Genomic DNA, 18,308 nt, shown 5'->3' on the forward strand with positions numbered 1-18,308 from the left:
AAAGGGGTTCGTTTCTCGCATGATCGAATGGGGTGGTTGGGAAGCTGCGAGACTCCCGTGGGAGAAAGGAGATCGGCGAGATCCCGCAGGGCGATAAGCCCGAGGAAGCTCGGCACTCCCCCACAGGAAAGACCAGCTATAAAAAGTCAAGGTTGTAAAGTGAAATTTCATTATCCTTTATGAAGCATTTTTGTCTCCATGCCAAATAAACCTCTTGGAAGAGGCATTTAAAAGCTTTTAGCTCTTTTCTGTTATGACTTTATTTCGGGCGAGACTCGTAAGGCTTCTTATCCCTTAATATCGCAAAGATAATGTGGGTCAGCTTACGGGCTACAGCTCCCACGGCTGTTCCGTGGGCTTTCCCTCGTTTTCTTAGCTTTTTATAGTGCTGAGACAAAGCAGGATCTTGAAAGCTAGCGACAAAAGCGGCTTGCCATATGGCACGACGGAGGTAAGGAGACCCTCTCTTCGACATCTTCATCCTGTTTCCTTGGAAGTTGCCTGATTGGTGTACAGAAGCATCTAATCCTGCGAAGGCAACGAGTTGTTCAGGACGTTCAAAACGGTCGATGGAACCGATCTCCCCTAATATGGCTGCCGCAAGAACATCGCTAATACCGATAATTGTAGTTAAGTAGTGCTCCTGGCGATTTGAAAGCTCTATGAGCGATGCTTCTATCTCGCTAATTTGTCGGTCCAAGAGGGATAGTTGTTCAAGGAGAATGTGAATCTGCACCCGAAATGCTTCTCCTCCTATGGATATGCCGAAGCTTTCCTGTGCTTTTTCTTTCAATTGATCTGCCTTTTCCTGAGCACGACGCTCGCCGTATCTTCCTTTACTAGCTTGATTTAGGAGCTCAGCCAGTTTTTTTGTATCAATAGATAGAAGGTCTTCAGGTAAAGGATAATGAAGGAGAACTTCGGTAGAAGATACACCAAAAGTATCGGAAAACAAACGTTCATATTCCGGAAACACTTGATCGAGAAGAGAAATAATCTTTCGTTTGATATCTGAACTTTGGTCCACTAAAGAATAGCGAAGTCGCTCCAAGTTCTTTAACTGAAGGAGGTCATCTTCAATAAATGGGGTAGCCTCCGGGTTATCAATCCGGATAACCTGAGCGATGAGGTACGCATCTCGTTCATCTGTTTTCGTCTTACGAATATAAAAATTCCGTAAGGCATCGGATTGTAGAGGATTGAACGAGGTTACTTTAAATCCAAGCTTATGTAGAAATGAAAAGACGGATAACCAGTAATGACCCGTGGCCTCAAGTCCACATGCGCAATTATCTGGTGTAATCTCGTGTTGATTTAAAAAATTTAGAAGTTTGTCGCTCCCTGATTTGGAATTAGAGAAACGTACGGTTTTACCTATCGGTTGTCCATGTTCATCAATTAAACCAGCCTCATGGTTCTGTTTCCCAATATCAATGCCGAGATAATACAAGAAAATCCACCTGCCCTGTAATAATTACCAGATGGGAGGGTTCCTCCGAATCTTTACAAGTATCCAGGCTCGTTAGATATACGACAACGACGTGTCATCCAGCTTATACGGATTATCCTGTAAAGAGGGAGGTGTCATTCTTTCCTACGAAGACATGGCTTCAAGCGAGGCGTCGACACCTCCATCTGATTGCCCTCATTATACCTCGTAAGAAGGTAGTGAGGTCCACCAGAAATGATCTGGTAACTATAATATACGAGCGAGTAGTTTCCCAGCCACCCCTGGCACTCCACACGATAACGAACCCCGAACCATCTCGAAATCAAATCTTCAACAATCCTGCCATTTAGCGAAAGGCTCCGTTTCGAGGCCATATATAAAAAACCACTTCTCTTTTGAGAAGTGGTTCTGTGTTCACCTATTTAAATGAGAAAGCATCGTCTTCCAAGCGACATCTTTACCTTCCCCTGTTTCTGAGGAAAAAGGAATCAATGCATCTTCCTCTTCCATCTCCAAGACGTCCTTAATCAATTTTAACTGCTTGCTGCGTTGACCTTTTTTAATCTTGTCAAGCTTGGTTGCGATAACCATAACAGGCAGCTCAAAATGCTTCAAATAATCGTACATCAGTCGATCATCTTCTGTAGGCTTGTGACGAATATCAATGATTAATGCTGTCGCTCTCAATTGTTCACGCTCAGCAAAATATTCTTCCATCATTTCGCCCCATTTTGCCCGTTCTTTCTTTGAAACCTTCGCATAGCCATATCCAGGCACATCGACAAAATGGAATTGCTCATTGATAATGTAAAAATTTAAGGTTTGAGTCTTGCCTGGTTTTGACGAAGTTCTCGCCAGGTTTTTCCTTTGGATCATCTTATTGATGAATGAGGACTTGCCTACATTCGATCTTCCTGCCAGTGCAATTTCAGGAATAGGTGCTTTTGGATACTGCTTCTTACTCGCCGCACTGATGACGATATCTGCAGAATTAACTTTCATGTATGGCCTCCGTTAGTGCTTGTTCTAAAACTTGATCCAAATGCTTCACAGGAACAAAAGTCAGACCTTCTTTGATGCTCTCTGGAATGTCTTCCAAGTCCTTTTCATTTTGATCAGGTATGATAATTTTAGTCAAACCTGCCCGGTGAGCACTTAAAGACTTCTCTTTCAGACCACCAATGGGCAGAACCCGACCTCTCAGGGTGATCTCTCCTGTCATCCCAACTTCTTTCCGTACCGGTCGTCCCGTCAATGCTGATACGAGCGCAGTGGCCATCGTAATCCCGGCAGAAGGTCCGTCTTTCGGGGTGGCACCTTCCGGAACGTGAATATGAATGTCGTTCTTCTCCACAAATTCAGGGTCAATGTGCAGCTCATCCGCTCTGGAACGAATGTAACTAAAAGCAGCCTGCGCAGATTCTTTCATGACATCTCCCAATTTTCCGGTCAATGTAAGATTTCCTTTACCAGGATAGATTGAAACTTCAATCGATAACGTATCACCACCAGCGGTCGTATAAGCCAGTCCGGTAGCAGCCCCGATTTGATCTTCCAGCTCTGCACGCCCATACCGGAACTTCGGACGCCCGAGTAGTTCCTCCAGCTGCTTTTCAGTCACGACAACCCGCTGTTTTTCGCCTGATACGATGATTTTAGCCGCTTTTCTGCAGAGGCTTGCCAGTTCCCGCTCCAATCCGCGGACGCCTGCTTCTCTCGTATATCGCCGGATCAATTTCAACAGGGCATCATCACGCAGCTGCAGTTGACCTTTCTTCAAACCATTCTCCTTGACCTGCTTTGGAAGGAGATGCTCTTTAGCAATATGGACTTTCTCAACTTCTGTGTAACCGGCAATTGTAATGATTTCCATCCTGTCTCTCAATGGGCCCGGGATGTTGGATATGTTGTTGGCTGTCGCAACGAACATAACCTTTGATAAGTCGTAATTCTCTTCAATAAAATGGTCACTGAACGTTCCATTCTGCTCCGGGTCAAGGACTTCCAACATAGCAGAAGACGGGTCCCCTCTGAAATCACTAGCCATTTTATCAATTTCATCCAGTAAAAAGACCGGGTTTACGGTTTCTGCACGTTTCATTCCCTGAATGATCCGTCCAGGCATAGCCCCAATATAGGTTCTCCGGTGACCACGAATTTCAGCTTCATCCCGAATTCCACCTAGAGATATTCTGACAAACTTCCGGTTGATGGACCTGGCGATAGACTTGGCAAGGGAGGTTTTCCCTACTCCAGGAGGGCCAGCAAGACATAAAATAGGACCCTTGATCGTCTGGGTTAACTTTTGAACGGCTAAGTATTCCAGTACACGCTCTTTTACTTTTTCCAAGCCATAATGGTCCTCATCCAAGATCTTCTCCGCACGATTTACATTGAGATTGTCTTCCGTCTCTTCCGACCAAGGAAGAGAAACGAGCCATTCAATATAGTTACGGATGACGGAACTTTCTGCAGAACTTTGAGGGATTTTTTCATACCTTCCAAGCTCTTTATAAGCGACTTCTTCGACACGTTCCGGCATGCTGGCTTGCTCGATTTTTTCTTTCAGCTGTGCTACCTCACCGCTTTTTCCATCTTTATCGCCAAGCTCATTCTGAATGGCTTTCATCTGTTCACGTAAATAGTATTCTTTTTGTGTCTTTTCCATCGATTTTTTCACTCGTTTACCGATCTTTTGCTCGATTTGCAGAACTTCCCGTTCATTACCGATCATATCTACGAGTTTTTTCAGACGCTCTTTAACATTTACGGTTTCCAAAACTGCCTGCTTTTCCTTTAGTTTTACAGGAAGGTGGGAGGCTACCATATCAGCCATATGACTTGGCTCATCAATATCGGAAACTGTGTTGAACGTTTCCTGACTTACTTTTTTGGAAACTTTGACAAACTTTTCGAACTGGTCCATCAACGTCCGCATCAATGCTTCTTCTTCGTTTTTATCTGCATGTTCATCCTCAATGACCAGAATATTGGCATGATAGAAATCTTCATCGTCTACCAATTCTTCAACCCGGGCTCTATTTAAACCTTCAACAAGCACGCGATTGGTACCGTTTGGCAACTTAACCATTTGCTTCACCCTGGCAATCGTTCCAATATCGTAAAGGTCTTCTTTCGATGGTTCATCAATGTTTACTTCTTTTTGTGAGACAAGAAAAATTTCATTATCATCCATCATCGACTGTTCCAGGGCTTGTACTGATTTTTCGCGTCCGACATCAAGATGAAGGACCATAGAAGGGTAAACGAGCAGTCCCCTTAGAGGAAGTAGAGGTATCTTTTTTCTCTGTTTGTCCGTCATATCTTGCACCTCCGATTATTGCAACTACGTATTTTCATCATATATAAATGTACATGGAAAGTAAACGAAACGGCACCCATTCATTCCAACACCGAAATCCCTTAACAATCACCGGTCAAGGGGTTCACTCCTATGGTACTTTATTATGGACAGAAACCTGCCTTTCATGCCTATGTACCGCTACTGAAAGCATTTATAAGCCATAACACAGAAGCCGTGCTACTTCACATTCGTAGCACGGCTTCTCAGATTTTTATTCCTTAAGATTTACGCACTCTCTTTAGGAGATTGTTTATTCTCATCTTCAACAGTGCCGTCTGTTAATACCAATTTAGGGCGTCCATTCTCAGCCGTAACGGTATCTTTTGTAATGATGCACTTCTCGATATCATCACGGGATGGAAGTTCATACATAACATCCAGCATGATTCCTTCAATAATTGAGCGCAGTCCACGTGCACCTGTTTTACGCTCAATGGCTAGACGTGCAATTTCACGAAGCGCTTCTTCTTCCATCTCCAATTCGACGTGGTCGATTTGGAATAGCTTCTGATATTGTTTGACGAGGGCGTTCTTTGGTTTTGTCAGAATTTCTACCAATGCTTCCTCATCCAGTTGCTCAAGACTTCCGATAACAGGCAGACGTCCTATGAACTCCGGAATTAGCCCGTAGCTCAGTAAATCTTCAGGAAGTACTTTCGTAAGCAATTCTTTTTTCTCTGCTTCATCCGCCGCTTGTTCAGAACCGAAGCCGATAACTTTGCGACCTAAACGACGTTTGATGATTTGGTCAATGCCATCGAAAGCTCCTCCGACGATGAACAGGACATTTGTAGTATCGATCTGGATGAATTCTTGATGAGGATGCTTACGGCCGCCCTGCGGAGGCACACTCGCTTGTGTACCCTCAAGGATTTTAAGAAGGGCTTGCTGTACACCTTCACCTGACACATCTCTCGTGATGGAAGGGTTTTCTGACTTTCGGGCCACTTTGTCGATTTCATCGATATAGATGATCCCTTTTTCAGCTTTCTCTACATCATAATCCGCAGCTTGAATCAACTTGAGCAGGATGTTTTCAACATCTTCCCCAACATACCCTGCTTCCGTCAATGACGTAGCGTCTGCAATGGCAAATGGAACATTAAGAATACGTGCCAATGTTTGGGCAAGAAGGGTTTTACCACTACCGGTAGGTCCCAGCATGAGGATGTTACTTTTCGCAAGTTCTACATCATCATTTTTTACACCTGCATTGATACGCTTGTAGTGATTATACACCGCTACAGACAGATTCTTCTTCGCTTGATCCTGCCCAATGACATAGTCACTGAGAATTTCACGGATTTCCTGAGGTTTCGGTACCTCTTTGAATTCCACTTCTTCTTCATTACCAAGCTCTTCTTCAACGATTTCTGTACAAAGCTCAATACATTCATCGCATATATATACGCCAGGTCCTGCTACGAGCTTACGGACTTGTTCCTGACTTTTTCCGCAGAAAGAACATTTCAATTGTCCTTTTTCATCGTTAAATTTAAACATACGTTTCACCCCTTATTATAATGACGCAATCGCTGCGACTGAAGTTTCATGATACGACGTCAACGTGTCAACTTCTTTTGCCCATCATATCAGATTAACTTCAAACAAAAAAGCAATACCTTTTCAGAGGTGTGCCCATCTTTTCTTGCACCATCCTCATTATGTAATTCAACTACAGATAAGTCAAACGATGAAGCACCATTACTATTGTATGTAAACATACAGAGAAGTATCAACTATCTTCTCCATTATACTCTTCCTATATACTCTGTTAGATAGAAATATATGAGAAGACAAGGTACAGGTGCACCTTGTCTTCTTAGTTTATTATTCAGCTTTAGAATTTGCAACTAGAACGTCAATAGCTTTGCGCACTTTAAGATCTTCTTTGATCATGTCCGTGTTTCCGCCAAGCATTTGTGTCAGTTGTGCAACATCTGTTTGATACATGGAAGCCATGTTCTCAAGTTCAGCGTTTACATCTTCTTCAGAAGCTTCAACATTTTCCGCTTCAGCAATTGCTTCCAGCGTCAAGTTCGTTTTCACACGCTTCGCTGCATCTTCTTTCATTTGTTCGCGAAGAGCGTCTTCATCCTGACCAGTGAACTGGAAGTACATGTCTTTAGTCATGCCTTGCATTTGCAGGCGCTGTTCGAATTCCTGAACCATACGGTCGAGCTCAGTGTCTACCATGGCATCCGGAACTTCAACTTCAGCATTTTCAGAAGCCTGAGTTACCAAGCTGTCGCGCTTGCTGTTTTCAGCATCTGTTTTCTTTTGTTCTTCCAGACGCTCACGAGTTTTCGTTTGAAGTTCTTCCAAAGATTCGACATCTTCGTCGACATCTTTTGCGAACTCATCATCAAGCTCAGGAAGCTCTTTCCCTTTCACTTCATGAAGCTTCACTTTGAATGTAGCAGCTTTACCAGCTAGATCTTCAGCGTGGTATTCCTCTGGGAAAGTAACCTCTACTTCGGTCTCTTCTCCAGCCTTTTTACCAACAAGCTGTTCTTCGAATCCTGGAATGAAGGAGCCTGAACCAATTTCAAGGGAATAGTTATCTGCCTGGCCGCCTTCGAATGCTTCGCCATCAACGAAACCTTCAAAATCCATAACGACTGTGTCGCCGTTTTCAACAGCCGCATCTTCTTTAACGACAAGCTCTGCCTGACGCTCCTGCATTTGCTTCAGTTCGTTTTGAACATCTTCATCTGTTACTTCTGTATCCTGCTCTTCAACTACAAGCCCTTTATAATCACCCAATTTAACTTCAGGCTTTACAGTTACTTCAGCAGTAAAGACAAGATCTTGACCTTGTTCAATTTGTTTAACGTCTACTTCCGGACGATCGACAGGCTCGATCCCTGTCTCTTCAACAGCTTCTGTATAAGCTTGTGGAAGAACGATATCAAGAGCATCTTGATAAAGGGACTCCACTCCGAAACGCTGTTCGAAAAGTTTACGTGGTACTTTACCCTTACGGAAACCAGGTACCTGTACCTGCTTGACTACTTTTTTGAAGGCCTGGTCAAGTGCTTTATCGAACTCACTTGCAGATACTTCTACAGTCAAAGTACCTTGATTGCCTTCTTGCTTTTCCCATTTTGCTGACATAAAAAATTCCCTCCAACATCTATTCATTCATTTCGTCCGAAGACGATGATCTGATGATTCTATGACTCTTTTTACATACGAATCTCGTTTGCAACCACTACATTATAACATAATCCTACAGCCTTTCAAGCCGAGACCTGCTCATTTATTCCCCTGCTATTAATACGTAATGTTGCTCACATAGTTCAATTTCTGATTTATAATGTTCAACGTTTTCTAAATCCTCTTTTGAAGATAATGGGATCTGCAAATATTCATGCCCCAATTGTTTTAATGCTTCTACAAGAGCGGGAACTTCCTTTTCGTTCGGAAAGAGCGGATATCTGACATAACAATAATGATATAGAAATCGATTGATCATTTCATACATTGTCGGATTGTTTTGTTCCACCTGACCGAGGCGCATTTGAATCTGTTTTATAATATAGTCCGAATGGAGCTGGGTCAACTCACCCGGTATCACTACGGCCGTCTTACCAAATTTATTGATGGTAACCTCCTGGTCCCAATCCTTTTCCCTAAACCATTCCAAAATCGCAGATTTAAGAATCGGATGAACAGATTCATCCTTTAATACCTTTTGCAGCTCTTCTGCAAAAGGTTCTGGGGATTGTTCTTTTAATTGCTGTACAGACCGCCATTGCTTATGTATATCATCAGTTTCCAGAGCATCCATTAACTCATCAAAGAATTTCGTACCCACTTCCTTATGACGATCCTCAAGAAGTTTCCGGCTCACTTCATACATCTGCCATAATTGCGTACGACTTTGGTGAGGGATATCCTCTGTTTCGAATACTTCTTCCAGCAAGTTAATAATTTCTTCGTATTGATTGCTTTGAAATAAAATCGTGATATAGATATGTAAATAATGGTAATATTGATCATAATCTTCTTTCATTTGTTTCTCACACAATTCTTCAGCCTCATCAAAAAAACCGAGTTCAATCCAACTCATTAAAAGTCCAGTCATGACATCCGTACTGGCAGCCCCATATTCCAAAAGTGGTTCAAATGCTTCTGCTGCATCTTTATACCTTTTGTCTTTCAAGGCTTCAAGCCCTACTCGCTCAAGAGTAGTTTTCCATTTAGGGAACATCACGAGATTCCCGTTTTTATTTTCCATAAGACACCCTTCCCTAGCATTACTACTTCCTCATTTTATCCTTATTGTATGTTTTTCAAACCTCTGTTCATTCAGCTTATTAGGATATACTAAAGTATATTCAATCTAAACACAAAGAATATACCTCTTCCTAATGCAAAGGTTACGATCTCTTCCATCATTCATGGAGGGCAGACAAGGGTCGACACAGGTTTTTCCCCTTCAAAATTTTTTTCGTCGAGCTTTGAACAAAATTTGTTTTTTATTCTCAAAAACAGGACTTTTTACTCATGATGATTTCGGTTTTTTTGCTAAAATAAGTGAATGTGAATAAAAAATATACCGAAAATTAAAATGAATAAGGAGATGTATCGTTTTGTCATTGCTTGATGATCAAACATTGCTGGAAACGTACATAGAGTCCGTGAAACTTCAATTAGATGATGAATTCGTCCACTTACTGACGAAGGAAATTGATAAGCGTTCTATGGAATTGCCTAAAGAAAATCTCCAACTGACATGAATAGACACCAAACGGCCCAATGAGGTTGCGTTTTTATAGAAGAAGATGGAAAGAGGGAGTGCTATAGCACTCCCTCTTTCTTTATTGATTAGAGGTCGGTGTATTCTGTTTTTGCCCGGACATTTTTGCAATGCCAGGGATGACATTTTGTAACTGCCCTGCCTGACCAGTCATCATGCTGTAGGTGGCAGCACCGATCCCGATGGAAGCGACAACCGGTAACCATTGAACATTTTTCTTTTCCATCCTGATCACTCCTCAAATCACTTGGCATTGAAGCCATTTCTATTGTGTGTGACCTAAGGGCGTTATATGTGAGTTAAATCCATGTTCCGTTCCCTTCATTTGCCTCTAAATAACAAATGAATTAAGAATAATGGCCAAAGAATCGTCCACCCTAATAAAACAAACATATATAAAGATCGTTCTTCTCTACTCTGGTCCATCGGTTCTTTTTGTTGGAAGCAAAAAAACAGCCCGATAACGATATAGACAAACGCTATCAAATGAATCACTCCTCTACACCATAGCGTATGAAGGAAACGCCGCACGTGCCTCCCCTGAACCAACCTTTTTTATGAATCATTAACCTGCCATGATAAAATGTGGGCAGAGGTGATTAGATATGGAGCGAATTATCCTATTCGACGGGGACTGCCATTTTTGTAATCAGAGTGTACAGTTCATTATTAAAAGAGATCCTGAAGGGCGTTTTAAATTTGCTTCTCAACAAAGCAAGGCCGGAAAGGCTTTTCTGAGGAAACATCAATCTCTAAAAGAATTCGACAGCCTCATCCTTCTTGAAGGTTCAAAGGCTTACCTTCATTCAACAGCTGCTTTGAGAATATGTAAAAGCTTACAAGGCTTTTGGAAAGTAGGATTTTTATTAACGCTCATTCCTAAGCCCATCAGAGATCGGGCATATAATTTCCTATCTAAGAATCGCTACAGGTGGTTCGGAAAGCAAGAGACTTGTTATCTTCCTTCACCAGAGATCAGGAAACGTTTCTTATGAAATATTAAAAGCGTCCAAATCCCTTGGACGCTTCTTTTAGTCTCATTACATAAGCAGAGCACTGTTCTCTCCTTACTTATTTCCTACCTAAGAGCACACACTCCCACATTATAATCAATATCATATTCCTCAGGAAGATCTCATAATCATCGAATTCCGACCGCCGCAATGCTGCTACAGAAGTCTATTGTTTATACAACGTTTGGAACAATGAGCATCCCCGTGTAAAAATAAATAAAGGTGGAGAGTTATTTTCATCTCACAACACTACACCCATGTATTATGTAACATTTTTAAGATAATGCTTTTTAAATTTAGGATAGTACTTTCTTCTAAACACCATAGCTATAAGAACAAATGGCAGGACCGATGCTAATGCTAAAAAGCTGTAAGGATGAATCACAATTCCCCCGATAATCGCATAAAGGCTCGCATAAAGAGCCATGCTGGAAACGACCATAAAAAAGGCATTGGAGTAAGTAAGAGTCATGAAGTTAGCTTTTGCTATATTGGATTCCCTTTTACTACGAAGCCAACATTCTCTACATTCTTTCCATGATTGTTTCAAAGGTTCTATAAAATATATGATCAAAATCTAACATCCTTTGACTAAATGAAATTAATTTCAGACTATCTTCCTTATTGTGATGCTCTCCATTCTTTATTCAAGCTCTCTTCCCTCCATTACTCAACTCTCTACAAAATAGTTTGTTACGAAGTCGGCGAAAGGACATAAATTTCCACCTTTATTAGGTCCCATTAATTTCAATAAATGACTACTAAATGGTATGCCGTTCGCGTATTTTAAAGGAGTATCGATTCTCTTGCTTTGCACGAATTCCACACAAAAGAACTCTGAGCAGACCAGAGATATAAAGAGGAGATCAAATATGAAGATGGAATTATCACTTCATGACCTTACAAACTTATGCGCCAAGCAACTACATAACCTTTATTACTTCCATCAAAAATCCGAGTTTTTACTATTAAAAAGATGTATAATTACGGCTGTTGAAAGAACTCGCTATAATTTTTCTTACAATAACAATAAATACTACACCAAGGATGAGAGAACATACTTCAATCCCTTTCACACCGGACAGTACTGTGTCTTTCTATACTATTTATCCAACACGCTTATGAGATACGGAGCTATTTCATTAGCCGAACGGGTGTACTGTTTAAACAAAGCCTTGAATGGGCTCGACCTTTACTATGAAGTTGAATTACCTGATATTTTCGCACTTGATCATCCTGTAGGATCAGTTCTAGGACGAGCTGATTACGCGGATTATTTCATTTTCTCCCAGAATGTAACGATCGGAAATAACGATAATATATTTCCAGTATTTGAGCCTAAGGTTGCTGTCCTGTCTGGTGCTACTGTGATCGGAAACACTCGTATAGGGACCAACTGTATCATCTCTTCCAGATCATATGTTAAAGATAGTCACATCCCTCCAAACAGTCTGGTTTTCGGGTCCTCCCCCAACTTGATCATAAAATCCCGGGATGACGCGTATTTCCAACAATTTTTCAGTACAAAGTTCAAATGCTCTCCTATAAAATGAATAAAACCTTCCTCTATACAAGTTCTACTACTTTAGCGGGGACTTTACCGGAAAGCATTAATCGGACCTGCAATTGCTTTGGATGCATGCTCCACTGAAATGAACAGAACTTTATCCAAGTCCACTTTAAAATACCTTCCTTTTTCATCGGAGAAATAATGAATTCCATCTGAGGGTATATTCATTAATGCTTTTTCAGCATCATCCGCCTCTACCATTTGTTCCGGGTTTTCAGGAGACCCAAAATGAAAGATGACTTTATATTTTTCCAAATGCCCACCTCCTAAACAATCAACACACAATAAATTCCAATTCTTATTTCACTACCCTCTTACACTATTCGTAAACCTTCCCTCTTTCATCAAGGAAAGACCTTACCTGAATTAGTACAGAACATGGATTATACGTCAGGTGGGGGGGACATAAAAAGCTGAAACCTATGTCATACATAGGTTTCAGTTTTTTATAAGACTCTGTTAAAGTTCAGTGTTGATATTTGCATCAACGGATGGAAGGGACAATGAATGATAGGATGGTAAAAGGGTATTTATTTCCAAGTGACGAATCCTTTAGATTTTCTACTTTCACGATCCAACCATTGAATCTTGTTGGATTATTATCTCGAAACGGAGCCTTTCGCTAAAGGAGCAGGATTGTTGAAGACTTGATTTCGAGACTTCTGTGGCGTGGATAGGGGCTGCGGGGAATGACTCGCTTTCCGCGGGAGCGCGGTGAGCCTCCTCGGACTACGTCCTGCGGGTTCTCATCAAGCACTCTCTTCCTCATAGATATCCGGTTTCTGCGCCTAGCGGCTAGTGTGAGTTCCTCGCTTCTGTACGAGGCGCATGAACACTTAAGATAGGAGTCGCGCCATTCCCCTTCGCCCCTTTGCCATATAAGTGTCTCGAAACTACTTTCAGAAGTAGGCGCTCACTATACAAATGGAGAGCTGTATCCCTTATCTCCATCGTATGGAAGGAGCTCATAACCGCTTGTTTTAGAGCACTTTCTTACTATAGGTAGTAATAGTGGAAGGTGCTTCTTCTTGGTGGGGGTTCGTTTCTCGCACGATCGAATGGGGTGGTTGGGAAGCTGCGAGACTCCCGTGGGAGAAAGGAGATCGGCGAGATGCCGCAGGGCGGTAGCCCGAGGAAGCTCGCCACTCCCCCACAGGAAAGCGAGTGGCTTCCCGGCCACCCCTTACGCTCAACCTGGCAATGACCCCCCTGGAACATCTCGAAATAGAGTCTTCAAGAAGAGGTGGGTTTCGTTGAATAAGCCAAATATAAAAATGAAGAACCTCCATAAAATTGGAAGTTCCTCATTTTGCAGTAATATCAACACTAAACTATAACAGAACCTTTTCTAAAAATAACAAGGGATAAAAATTCATTTGACAAGTTTCTCTACTTTTATGAAAAGAGTAAATTTAAGTCTCCACGCAAAGTTGAATTACGCCTGGTAGTAACTCCTACAAGTTATGGATTGAACCCTTAAGTGATCAATACACTGATAAGCAATGCAATCCACGAAACGATAAATGCCATGATTGTAAAAGGGAAGATATACCTGAGCCATCTTCCATAAGGAACCCGGCATAGACCAAGCATCGCCATTAATCCTCCAAGCGTAGGCGTAACAAGATTTGTAATGCCATCACCCACCTGAAAAGCTGATATAGTAGCCTGTCTCGAAACTCCGACTATATCACCAACGGGAATCATGATCGGCAATGTAACAAGCGCCTGCCCACTTCCACCTGGAATAAATAGATTAATAATCGATTGTGATATTGACATGAAAATGGCTGCAACGGTAGCAGGGAGATGCTCTAGTACCGACACAAGTCCGTATGCAATGGTATCACTAATGTTTCCATGATTCATTACCACTTGAATACCTTGAGCGACGCCAATCAAAATGGCAGCAAGTGCACTTGGTTCAAGGGCTTTGGAGAACGTCTGGGCGATTTGACTGCCGTTCATGCGGGCAATAAGTCCATTTGCAATACCAATCATCAGAAATATAGCTGATATCTCATTGATGTACCAGCCTCTCGTGAATACACCATATAACATGACGGATAGCCCTGCCAAAAATACAAGCAGCATGGCAATATCTTTATTTCTCATTTTATACGTTTCTAGAGGCTGAGTTAATTGCATGTCATCTGTATCGATATCGTCTCCAAGACTTTTTCCCCTGTCCTTCTGTATCTTTTTGAAATACCTTACATTATATGCCGAAAGAAGGCTTAATACGAGAACGACGAGAACGCTTCTGAAGCCCCACCCCGAGAATAAAGACATCTCTGCAATTTGATGGCCGACACCGACGGTATACGGATTAAAGGGGGATAGTCCAAAGCCGATCGATACCCCGCCAATCCCTATTCCAGCTCCAAGAATAGCGTCTCCACCTATTGCAATGCTGAGAAGTATGGCAATGGGAATAAGTGCGATATTATTTTCATACCCGACGAAAATCCCTAACAGACCGTAAATAAACGTCATGATTACGACAGCCAGATATCGTCTGCCTAACCCCAGTTTCCTTACAAAGGTGCCAACAGTTCGCTCCAACATTCCTGTCTTTTCCAATACTCCGAACATCATCGCTGCAGCGAATACGATAAAAACGATATTGGCAATTTCCTGGAACCCTTGCGGTATTGCTGTAAATAAATCAAGTGGATTGACAGGGTTCCTTTCTGTGAGTTCATAAGTTCCCGGGATTGTTCTTGTTGCATCGTCAATTTTCTCTCGATCATAGGACCCGGCTGGAATGATGTAGGTCAGTATTCCTGCAAATACAATAATATAAAACAGCAAAGCTAATGGATGAGGAATCCGATCCAGCCAATTTTTGTTCTTTTTTGACATAAGAATTTACACACCTTCCCGATGAGCTTTTGGACTAGTCTTCCTGGGTAACTTTCTCTAAAAAGTCCTTTAATACATGAACACCCTGTACGCAATCATTCAGCGATGACCACTCTTCCGGATCGTGGCTGACCCCATCCTTACTCCTTACAAACAACATGGAAATCGGCAGATGCCGTCCCAAAATCATAGCATCATGACCGGCTCCACTTGGCAGGAAAACGGGCTTTATACCGTGGTTCTCAACAGATGTTGCCATGGTCTGTTGCAACACCTCTTTGATTGGAACAGGCTTCGTCCGTGTCTTCTCCTCCCACTCCAGAGATAACTCATGCTTTTCCATGATTTCTTCGGCTTTTTCAATAACTAGATCAACGAGCTGGTCACGTGTGGATTCATAAATATCACGAATATCAACGTACATCTCCACTTCACCAGGGATCACGTTTACTCCGTTTGGATTTACGTGAGCCTTCCCTACAGTGGCTACAGCGGATGAGCTCACCTGTGCAGGGAGCGATGGAATGTTGTACACCAACTCACCGGCAGCGACCAAAGCATCTTTTCGATCATTCATTGGTGTGTTCCCTGCATGTCCTGCTCTTCCCTTTATAATAAATTTCAGCCAGCAAGGTCCTGCAATTCCTGTAACTATACCTACAGGGACATCTTCCTTTTCCAACTGTTTGCCTTGTTCGATATGAACTTCTACAAACATTTTAATTTCTTTTAAATGGCGTTCGGCATCAGGGAAGCGTTCAACCGACAAATCCACATGTTTCATAACGTCTTCAAAAGGCAGACCATCAATGTCAAACAATGATTTATGTTCTTCCACATCAAAGTCACCGACTAGAGCTTTGCTCCCTGTAAAGCCACGATTAAACCTTGCCCCTTCCTCATCAGAGAAAACTACAACTTCTAATGTCCTCATTGGCTTATAGTCATTTTCCTTCCAAGCCTCTACCACTTCCAAAGCACTCAGTACTCCGAGTACACCATCAAAATGACCACCGTTTGGAACCGTGTCTACATGAGATCCGGCTAATACAACTGGGAGCGTCTCATCTCGTCCTGTAAGTTGCCCAAAAACATTTCCAGCTTCATCGACCCACGTGTTCATTCCGGCTTCATCCATCCATTGCTTCACAAGGGTTTTTGCCTGTTTTTCTTCTTCGGAGAAACCTATCCGATGTGAACCCCCTTTTTCACCCTTTCCAATTTCAGATACTGACTGAATTCGACTGGCTAATCGTCGTCCGTTTACACCGGAATGATTAAACTGATCATCAAAATCTTTTAACAGATTTTCCTCTATCTCCTTCCATTCATTCACCTATTACAACCTCCTCCAGTTTATTTTTCTTTTAGACAAAACAACATTTTCTGAATCCGCTTTCAAATCTAAATACGGTTTATTTACGGCTATGTCCTTAATGTTATTTCGATTGTGTTTATGTGTCAATAACAAATATTTTAAAAATTAAAAAATGACAGAAACTATTGTTTCTGTCACAAAGAAAAGCGGTATATTTTTCTTGGACGTCCTCGTGGAAACGGGTTTTCTTCACCGACAACTTCCACATATCCCCCGGTTTCAAGTGCCATAATTATTCTTCGTGCACTTCTTGGCATGATTTGCATGTGCTGCGCTAATTCGAGTGCTGTCATTTCCGGCTTTCCCCATTTCTTCAAAATGGACTTAATTTTACTCAACGTTGAAACACTGAGGGAGGTTTTCTCACTGATTTCCTGGAGTTCGACGGAGGCATAAGAGTAAGAGATTTTTTCTGAACTACCGAGGGGACCGTTTATCGTTTTATCTTCATAAAGGACCATCCATGTCCCTTCTCCATATTCCTTAGCGTTTAACAGAGCTCTACCCGCATTGATTTCCGCATCATAAGCAGAATTTCCTATCCCTATACCACAAGTCACGGCATGCTTGCCAATCCGAAGTAGTTCTTCTATTTCGGGAACCACAGAGAAACTTTCAGTGATTGCATCAAGCTCGCCGCGAGTCGTAAAAATGACATATCTACCAGGTCCGGAAGTTTTCAGCGATCCCTGCACTTTCTTTGCATATGTCAATAATTTCTGCATATTTCTCAGTTCAACATTGGTGATTTCATCCGATGAAAATACACCTGTAGACAGGCCGGATAACGGATCGATTTCAAACATTTGAACGGCAATCTGGGTATTCTTAAAACGTACCATCTCATGAGTTCTCAATATGATATCCAAAATAGATTTGATAGCCGAGTTCGCAGGAGTCACCCTGAATACCGGGACTCCAAGGCGTTTCAACTCTGTATAAACAGCCCAGACACAAGTCACCGCCCCCTTCGTGTGATTACTACTCCATAGATCATAGTGATGCTTCACGAATTTACTGACGGACTTTTTGTAATGCTCCAAATAAGTTCGACTATGATCGATTTCGGATTCGTCAATAAATTCCACTAGATAAGATGGGTCATATTCCATTCCCAACTCGTCGAATATAGAATGTAATTCCGAGGAGTCGACGGCATCAAAACTAAGTTCATCAGCCTGAATATCTTCGCTGTTTAATACATGATAGAGGGTTTTATATAAACTTGAACCTGTATAGGGCGTATGATACATCGGTCGATTGGTTTTCCCGGACTTAATTGCCGTCGAGTAGGGAAGAAATCCGGAGAACAACCATACATCCACCTCCTGTGAATGCGCTTCCAAATGGTCTACAAGCTCTTCCTCACCTGAATGCAAAAATGATAAGCAACTGAACTCAGGGTACTCGTCTACAATGGATTGTATTAATCCCAGGTTATCTTCTGCTCCTATTAATCCTAATCTGATTTTCATAATAGCCAACTTTCTAATAGCGAGGTTTCACAGGCATTGCTGCCTATTGTGTAAAATAATAACATGAAAGTATTCCACTAGTAATAATAAAACGAATCAAAATGATTGCCGCCTCAACAGACAAGGTCCTAAAAAGAAAGTGAAGGTATTGGATGTAAGGATGAAGGAAGAGAGGAATTGAAATTGAAGAAAAGGCTATATAAACCTCTCTGTCTTTACTTGTTATTCTGATTCTAAAATTCTCTATAAACTATTATTCACATCCAAATATACCCTGCGATTTCATCCTCTATTGTTCTTATTATTTTCACGAGAAAAAAAGCTGAAACCTTTGTATAAAAGGTTTCAGCTTTTTTTGATAGCGTCCCAGGAGAGATTCGAACTCCCGACCCACAGCTTAGAAGGCTGTTGGAGTGGGTATGATTGGA

15 protein-coding genes are annotated in these 18,308 nt (G+C 41.8%); 3 read left to right on the top strand and 12 right to left on the bottom strand.

Going from position 1 to position 18,308, the window contains the following annotated elements; genetic code table 11:
- Positions 1-259: 259 nt before the first annotated feature.
- The 6 genes from ACXADE_RS13930 to ACXADE_RS13955 all read right to left on the bottom strand — a co-directional run bounded on the left by ACXADE_RS13930 (position 260) and on the right by ACXADE_RS13955 (position 9,057).
- Positions 260-1,450 carry an IS110 family RNA-guided transposase gene (locus tag ACXADE_RS13930; RefSeq protein WP_474978960.1) on the bottom strand — a complete coding sequence of 397 codons (1,191 nt, stop codon included), beginning with the start codon at positions 1,448-1,450 and terminating at the stop codon, positions 260-262.
- A 414-nt stretch (positions 1,451-1,864) separates the two neighbouring features.
- Positions 1,865-2,452: a ribosome biogenesis GTP-binding protein YihA/YsxC gene (gene yihA, locus ACXADE_RS13935; protein WP_474981055.1), complete on the bottom strand. Its 588-nt coding sequence runs from the start codon at positions 2,450-2,452 to the stop codon at positions 1,865-1,867.
- On the bottom strand, positions 2,442-4,772 hold the full coding sequence (gene lon / locus ACXADE_RS13940; protein ID WP_474981056.1) for an endopeptidase La: 2,331 nt from the start codon (positions 4,770-4,772) through the stop codon (positions 2,442-2,444). Before lon ends, yihA begins: the two co-directional genes overlap by 11 nt.
- Before the next feature lie 267 nt (positions 4,773-5,039).
- Complete coding sequence (clpX, locus tag ACXADE_RS13945) at positions 5,040-6,317, bottom strand: ATP-dependent protease ATP-binding subunit ClpX (RefSeq protein ID WP_474981057.1); 1,278 nt, start codon at positions 6,315-6,317, stop codon at positions 5,040-5,042.
- A 327-nt stretch (positions 6,318-6,644) separates the two neighbouring features.
- A complete protein-coding gene (tig, locus tag ACXADE_RS13950; RefSeq protein WP_474981058.1) occupies positions 6,645-7,931 on the bottom strand; it encodes a trigger factor in 1,287 nt (428 codons plus the stop codon).
- A gap of 145 nt (positions 7,932-8,076) precedes the next feature.
- The gene (locus ACXADE_RS13955; protein ID WP_474981059.1) at positions 8,077-9,057 is read right to left on the bottom strand and encodes a tetratricopeptide repeat protein; all 981 of its coding nucleotides are present in this window, start codon (positions 9,055-9,057) and stop codon (positions 8,077-8,079) included.
- A 355-nt stretch (positions 9,058-9,412) separates the two neighbouring features.
- Between ACXADE_RS13955 and sda the strand changes: the two genes are divergently transcribed.
- Positions 9,413-9,559, top strand: a complete 147-nt coding sequence (gene sda, locus ACXADE_RS13960) for a sporulation histidine kinase inhibitor Sda (RefSeq protein WP_202410038.1) — start codon at positions 9,413-9,415, stop codon at positions 9,557-9,559.
- A gap of 81 nt (positions 9,560-9,640) precedes the next feature.
- Here sda and ACXADE_RS13965 read toward each other — a convergent pair whose 3' ends face one another.
- Positions 9,641-9,805, bottom strand: coding sequence for a hypothetical protein (locus ACXADE_RS13965; RefSeq protein ID WP_474981060.1), 165 nt, complete (start codon positions 9,803-9,805; stop codon positions 9,641-9,643).
- Between the two features lie 379 nt (positions 9,806-10,184).
- On the opposite strand from ACXADE_RS13965, the gene ACXADE_RS13970 reads away from it, so the two are divergent.
- On the top strand, positions 10,185-10,574 hold the full coding sequence (locus ACXADE_RS13970; RefSeq protein WP_474981061.1) for a thiol-disulfide oxidoreductase DCC family protein: 390 nt from the start codon (positions 10,185-10,187) through the stop codon (positions 10,572-10,574).
- Positions 10,575-10,854: 280 nt separating this feature from the next.
- On the opposite strand, the gene ACXADE_RS13975 is transcribed toward ACXADE_RS13970, so the two are convergent.
- The gene (locus tag ACXADE_RS13975) at positions 10,855-11,064 is read right to left on the bottom strand and encodes a hypothetical protein (protein WP_474981062.1); all 210 of its coding nucleotides are present in this window, start codon (positions 11,062-11,064) and stop codon (positions 10,855-10,857) included.
- Between the two features lie 400 nt (positions 11,065-11,464).
- Between ACXADE_RS13975 and ACXADE_RS13980 the strand changes: the two genes are divergently transcribed.
- Entirely contained in the window at positions 11,465-12,145 is a 681-nt protein-coding gene (locus ACXADE_RS13980; RefSeq protein ID WP_474981063.1) for an LbetaH domain-containing protein, read from the top strand.
- A gap of 44 nt (positions 12,146-12,189) precedes the next feature.
- Here the strand turns inward: ACXADE_RS13980 and ACXADE_RS13985 are convergent, their stop codons facing one another.
- The 4 genes from ACXADE_RS13985 to ACXADE_RS14000 all read right to left on the bottom strand — a co-directional run bounded on the left by ACXADE_RS13985 (position 12,190) and on the right by ACXADE_RS14000 (position 17,880).
- Positions 12,190-12,417: a hypothetical protein gene (locus ACXADE_RS13985; RefSeq protein ID WP_474981064.1), complete on the bottom strand. Its 228-nt coding sequence runs from the start codon at positions 12,415-12,417 to the stop codon at positions 12,190-12,192.
- 1,221 nt (positions 12,418-13,638) lie between these two features.
- Positions 13,639-15,027 carry a YfcC family protein gene (locus tag ACXADE_RS13990; protein ID WP_474981065.1) on the bottom strand — a complete coding sequence of 463 codons (1,389 nt, stop codon included), beginning with the start codon at positions 15,025-15,027 and terminating at the stop codon, positions 13,639-13,641.
- A 34-nt stretch (positions 15,028-15,061) separates the two neighbouring features.
- On the bottom strand, positions 15,062-16,363 hold the full coding sequence (locus tag ACXADE_RS13995; RefSeq protein WP_474981066.1) for an allantoate amidohydrolase: 1,302 nt from the start codon (positions 16,361-16,363) through the stop codon (positions 15,062-15,064).
- 176 nt (positions 16,364-16,539) lie between these two features.
- Positions 16,540-17,880 (bottom strand): ArsR family transcriptional regulator, encoded by a 1,341-nt coding sequence (locus ACXADE_RS14000; protein WP_474981067.1) that lies wholly within the window; start codon positions 17,878-17,880, stop codon positions 16,540-16,542.
- Positions 17,881-18,308 lie beyond the last annotated feature (428 nt).

This window comes from Halobacillus sp. ABR2_026, assembly GCF_056158545.1.

Excerpts from the sequence above, each read along its gene's own strand:
- yihA (WP_474981055.1), bottom strand. The coding sequence starts at position 2,452 with ATGAAAGTTAATTCTGCAGATATCGTCATCAGTGCGGCGAGTAAGAAG.
- lon (WP_474981056.1), bottom strand. The coding sequence starts at position 4,772 with ATGACGGACAAACAGAGAAAAAAGATACCTCTACTTCCTCTAAGGGGA.
- clpX (WP_474981057.1), bottom strand. The coding sequence starts at position 6,317 with ATGTTTAAATTTAACGATGAAAAAGGACAATTGAAATGTTCTTTCTGC.
- tig (WP_474981058.1), bottom strand. The coding sequence starts at position 7,931 with ATGTCAGCAAAATGGGAAAAGCAAGAAGGCAATCAAGGTACTTTGACT.
- ACXADE_RS13955 (WP_474981059.1), bottom strand. The coding sequence starts at position 9,057 with ATGGAAAATAAAAACGGGAATCTCGTGATGTTCCCTAAATGGAAAACT.
- ACXADE_RS13965 (WP_474981060.1), bottom strand. The coding sequence starts at position 9,805 with ATGGAAAAGAAAAATGTTCAATGGTTACCGGTTGTCGCTTCCATCGGG.
- ACXADE_RS13970 (WP_474981061.1), top strand. The coding sequence starts at position 10,185 with ATGGAGCGAATTATCCTATTCGACGGGGACTGCCATTTTTGTAATCAG.
- ACXADE_RS13975 (WP_474981062.1), bottom strand. The coding sequence starts at position 11,064 with ATGACTCTTACTTACTCCAATGCCTTTTTTATGGTCGTTTCCAGCATG.
- ACXADE_RS13980 (WP_474981063.1), top strand. The coding sequence starts at position 11,465 with ATGAAGATGGAATTATCACTTCATGACCTTACAAACTTATGCGCCAAG.
- ACXADE_RS13990 (WP_474981065.1), bottom strand. The coding sequence starts at position 15,027 with ATGTCAAAAAAGAACAAAAATTGGCTGGATCGGATTCCTCATCCATTA.
- ACXADE_RS14000 (WP_474981067.1), bottom strand. The coding sequence starts at position 17,880 with ATGAAAATCAGATTAGGATTAATAGGAGCAGAAGATAACCTGGGATTA.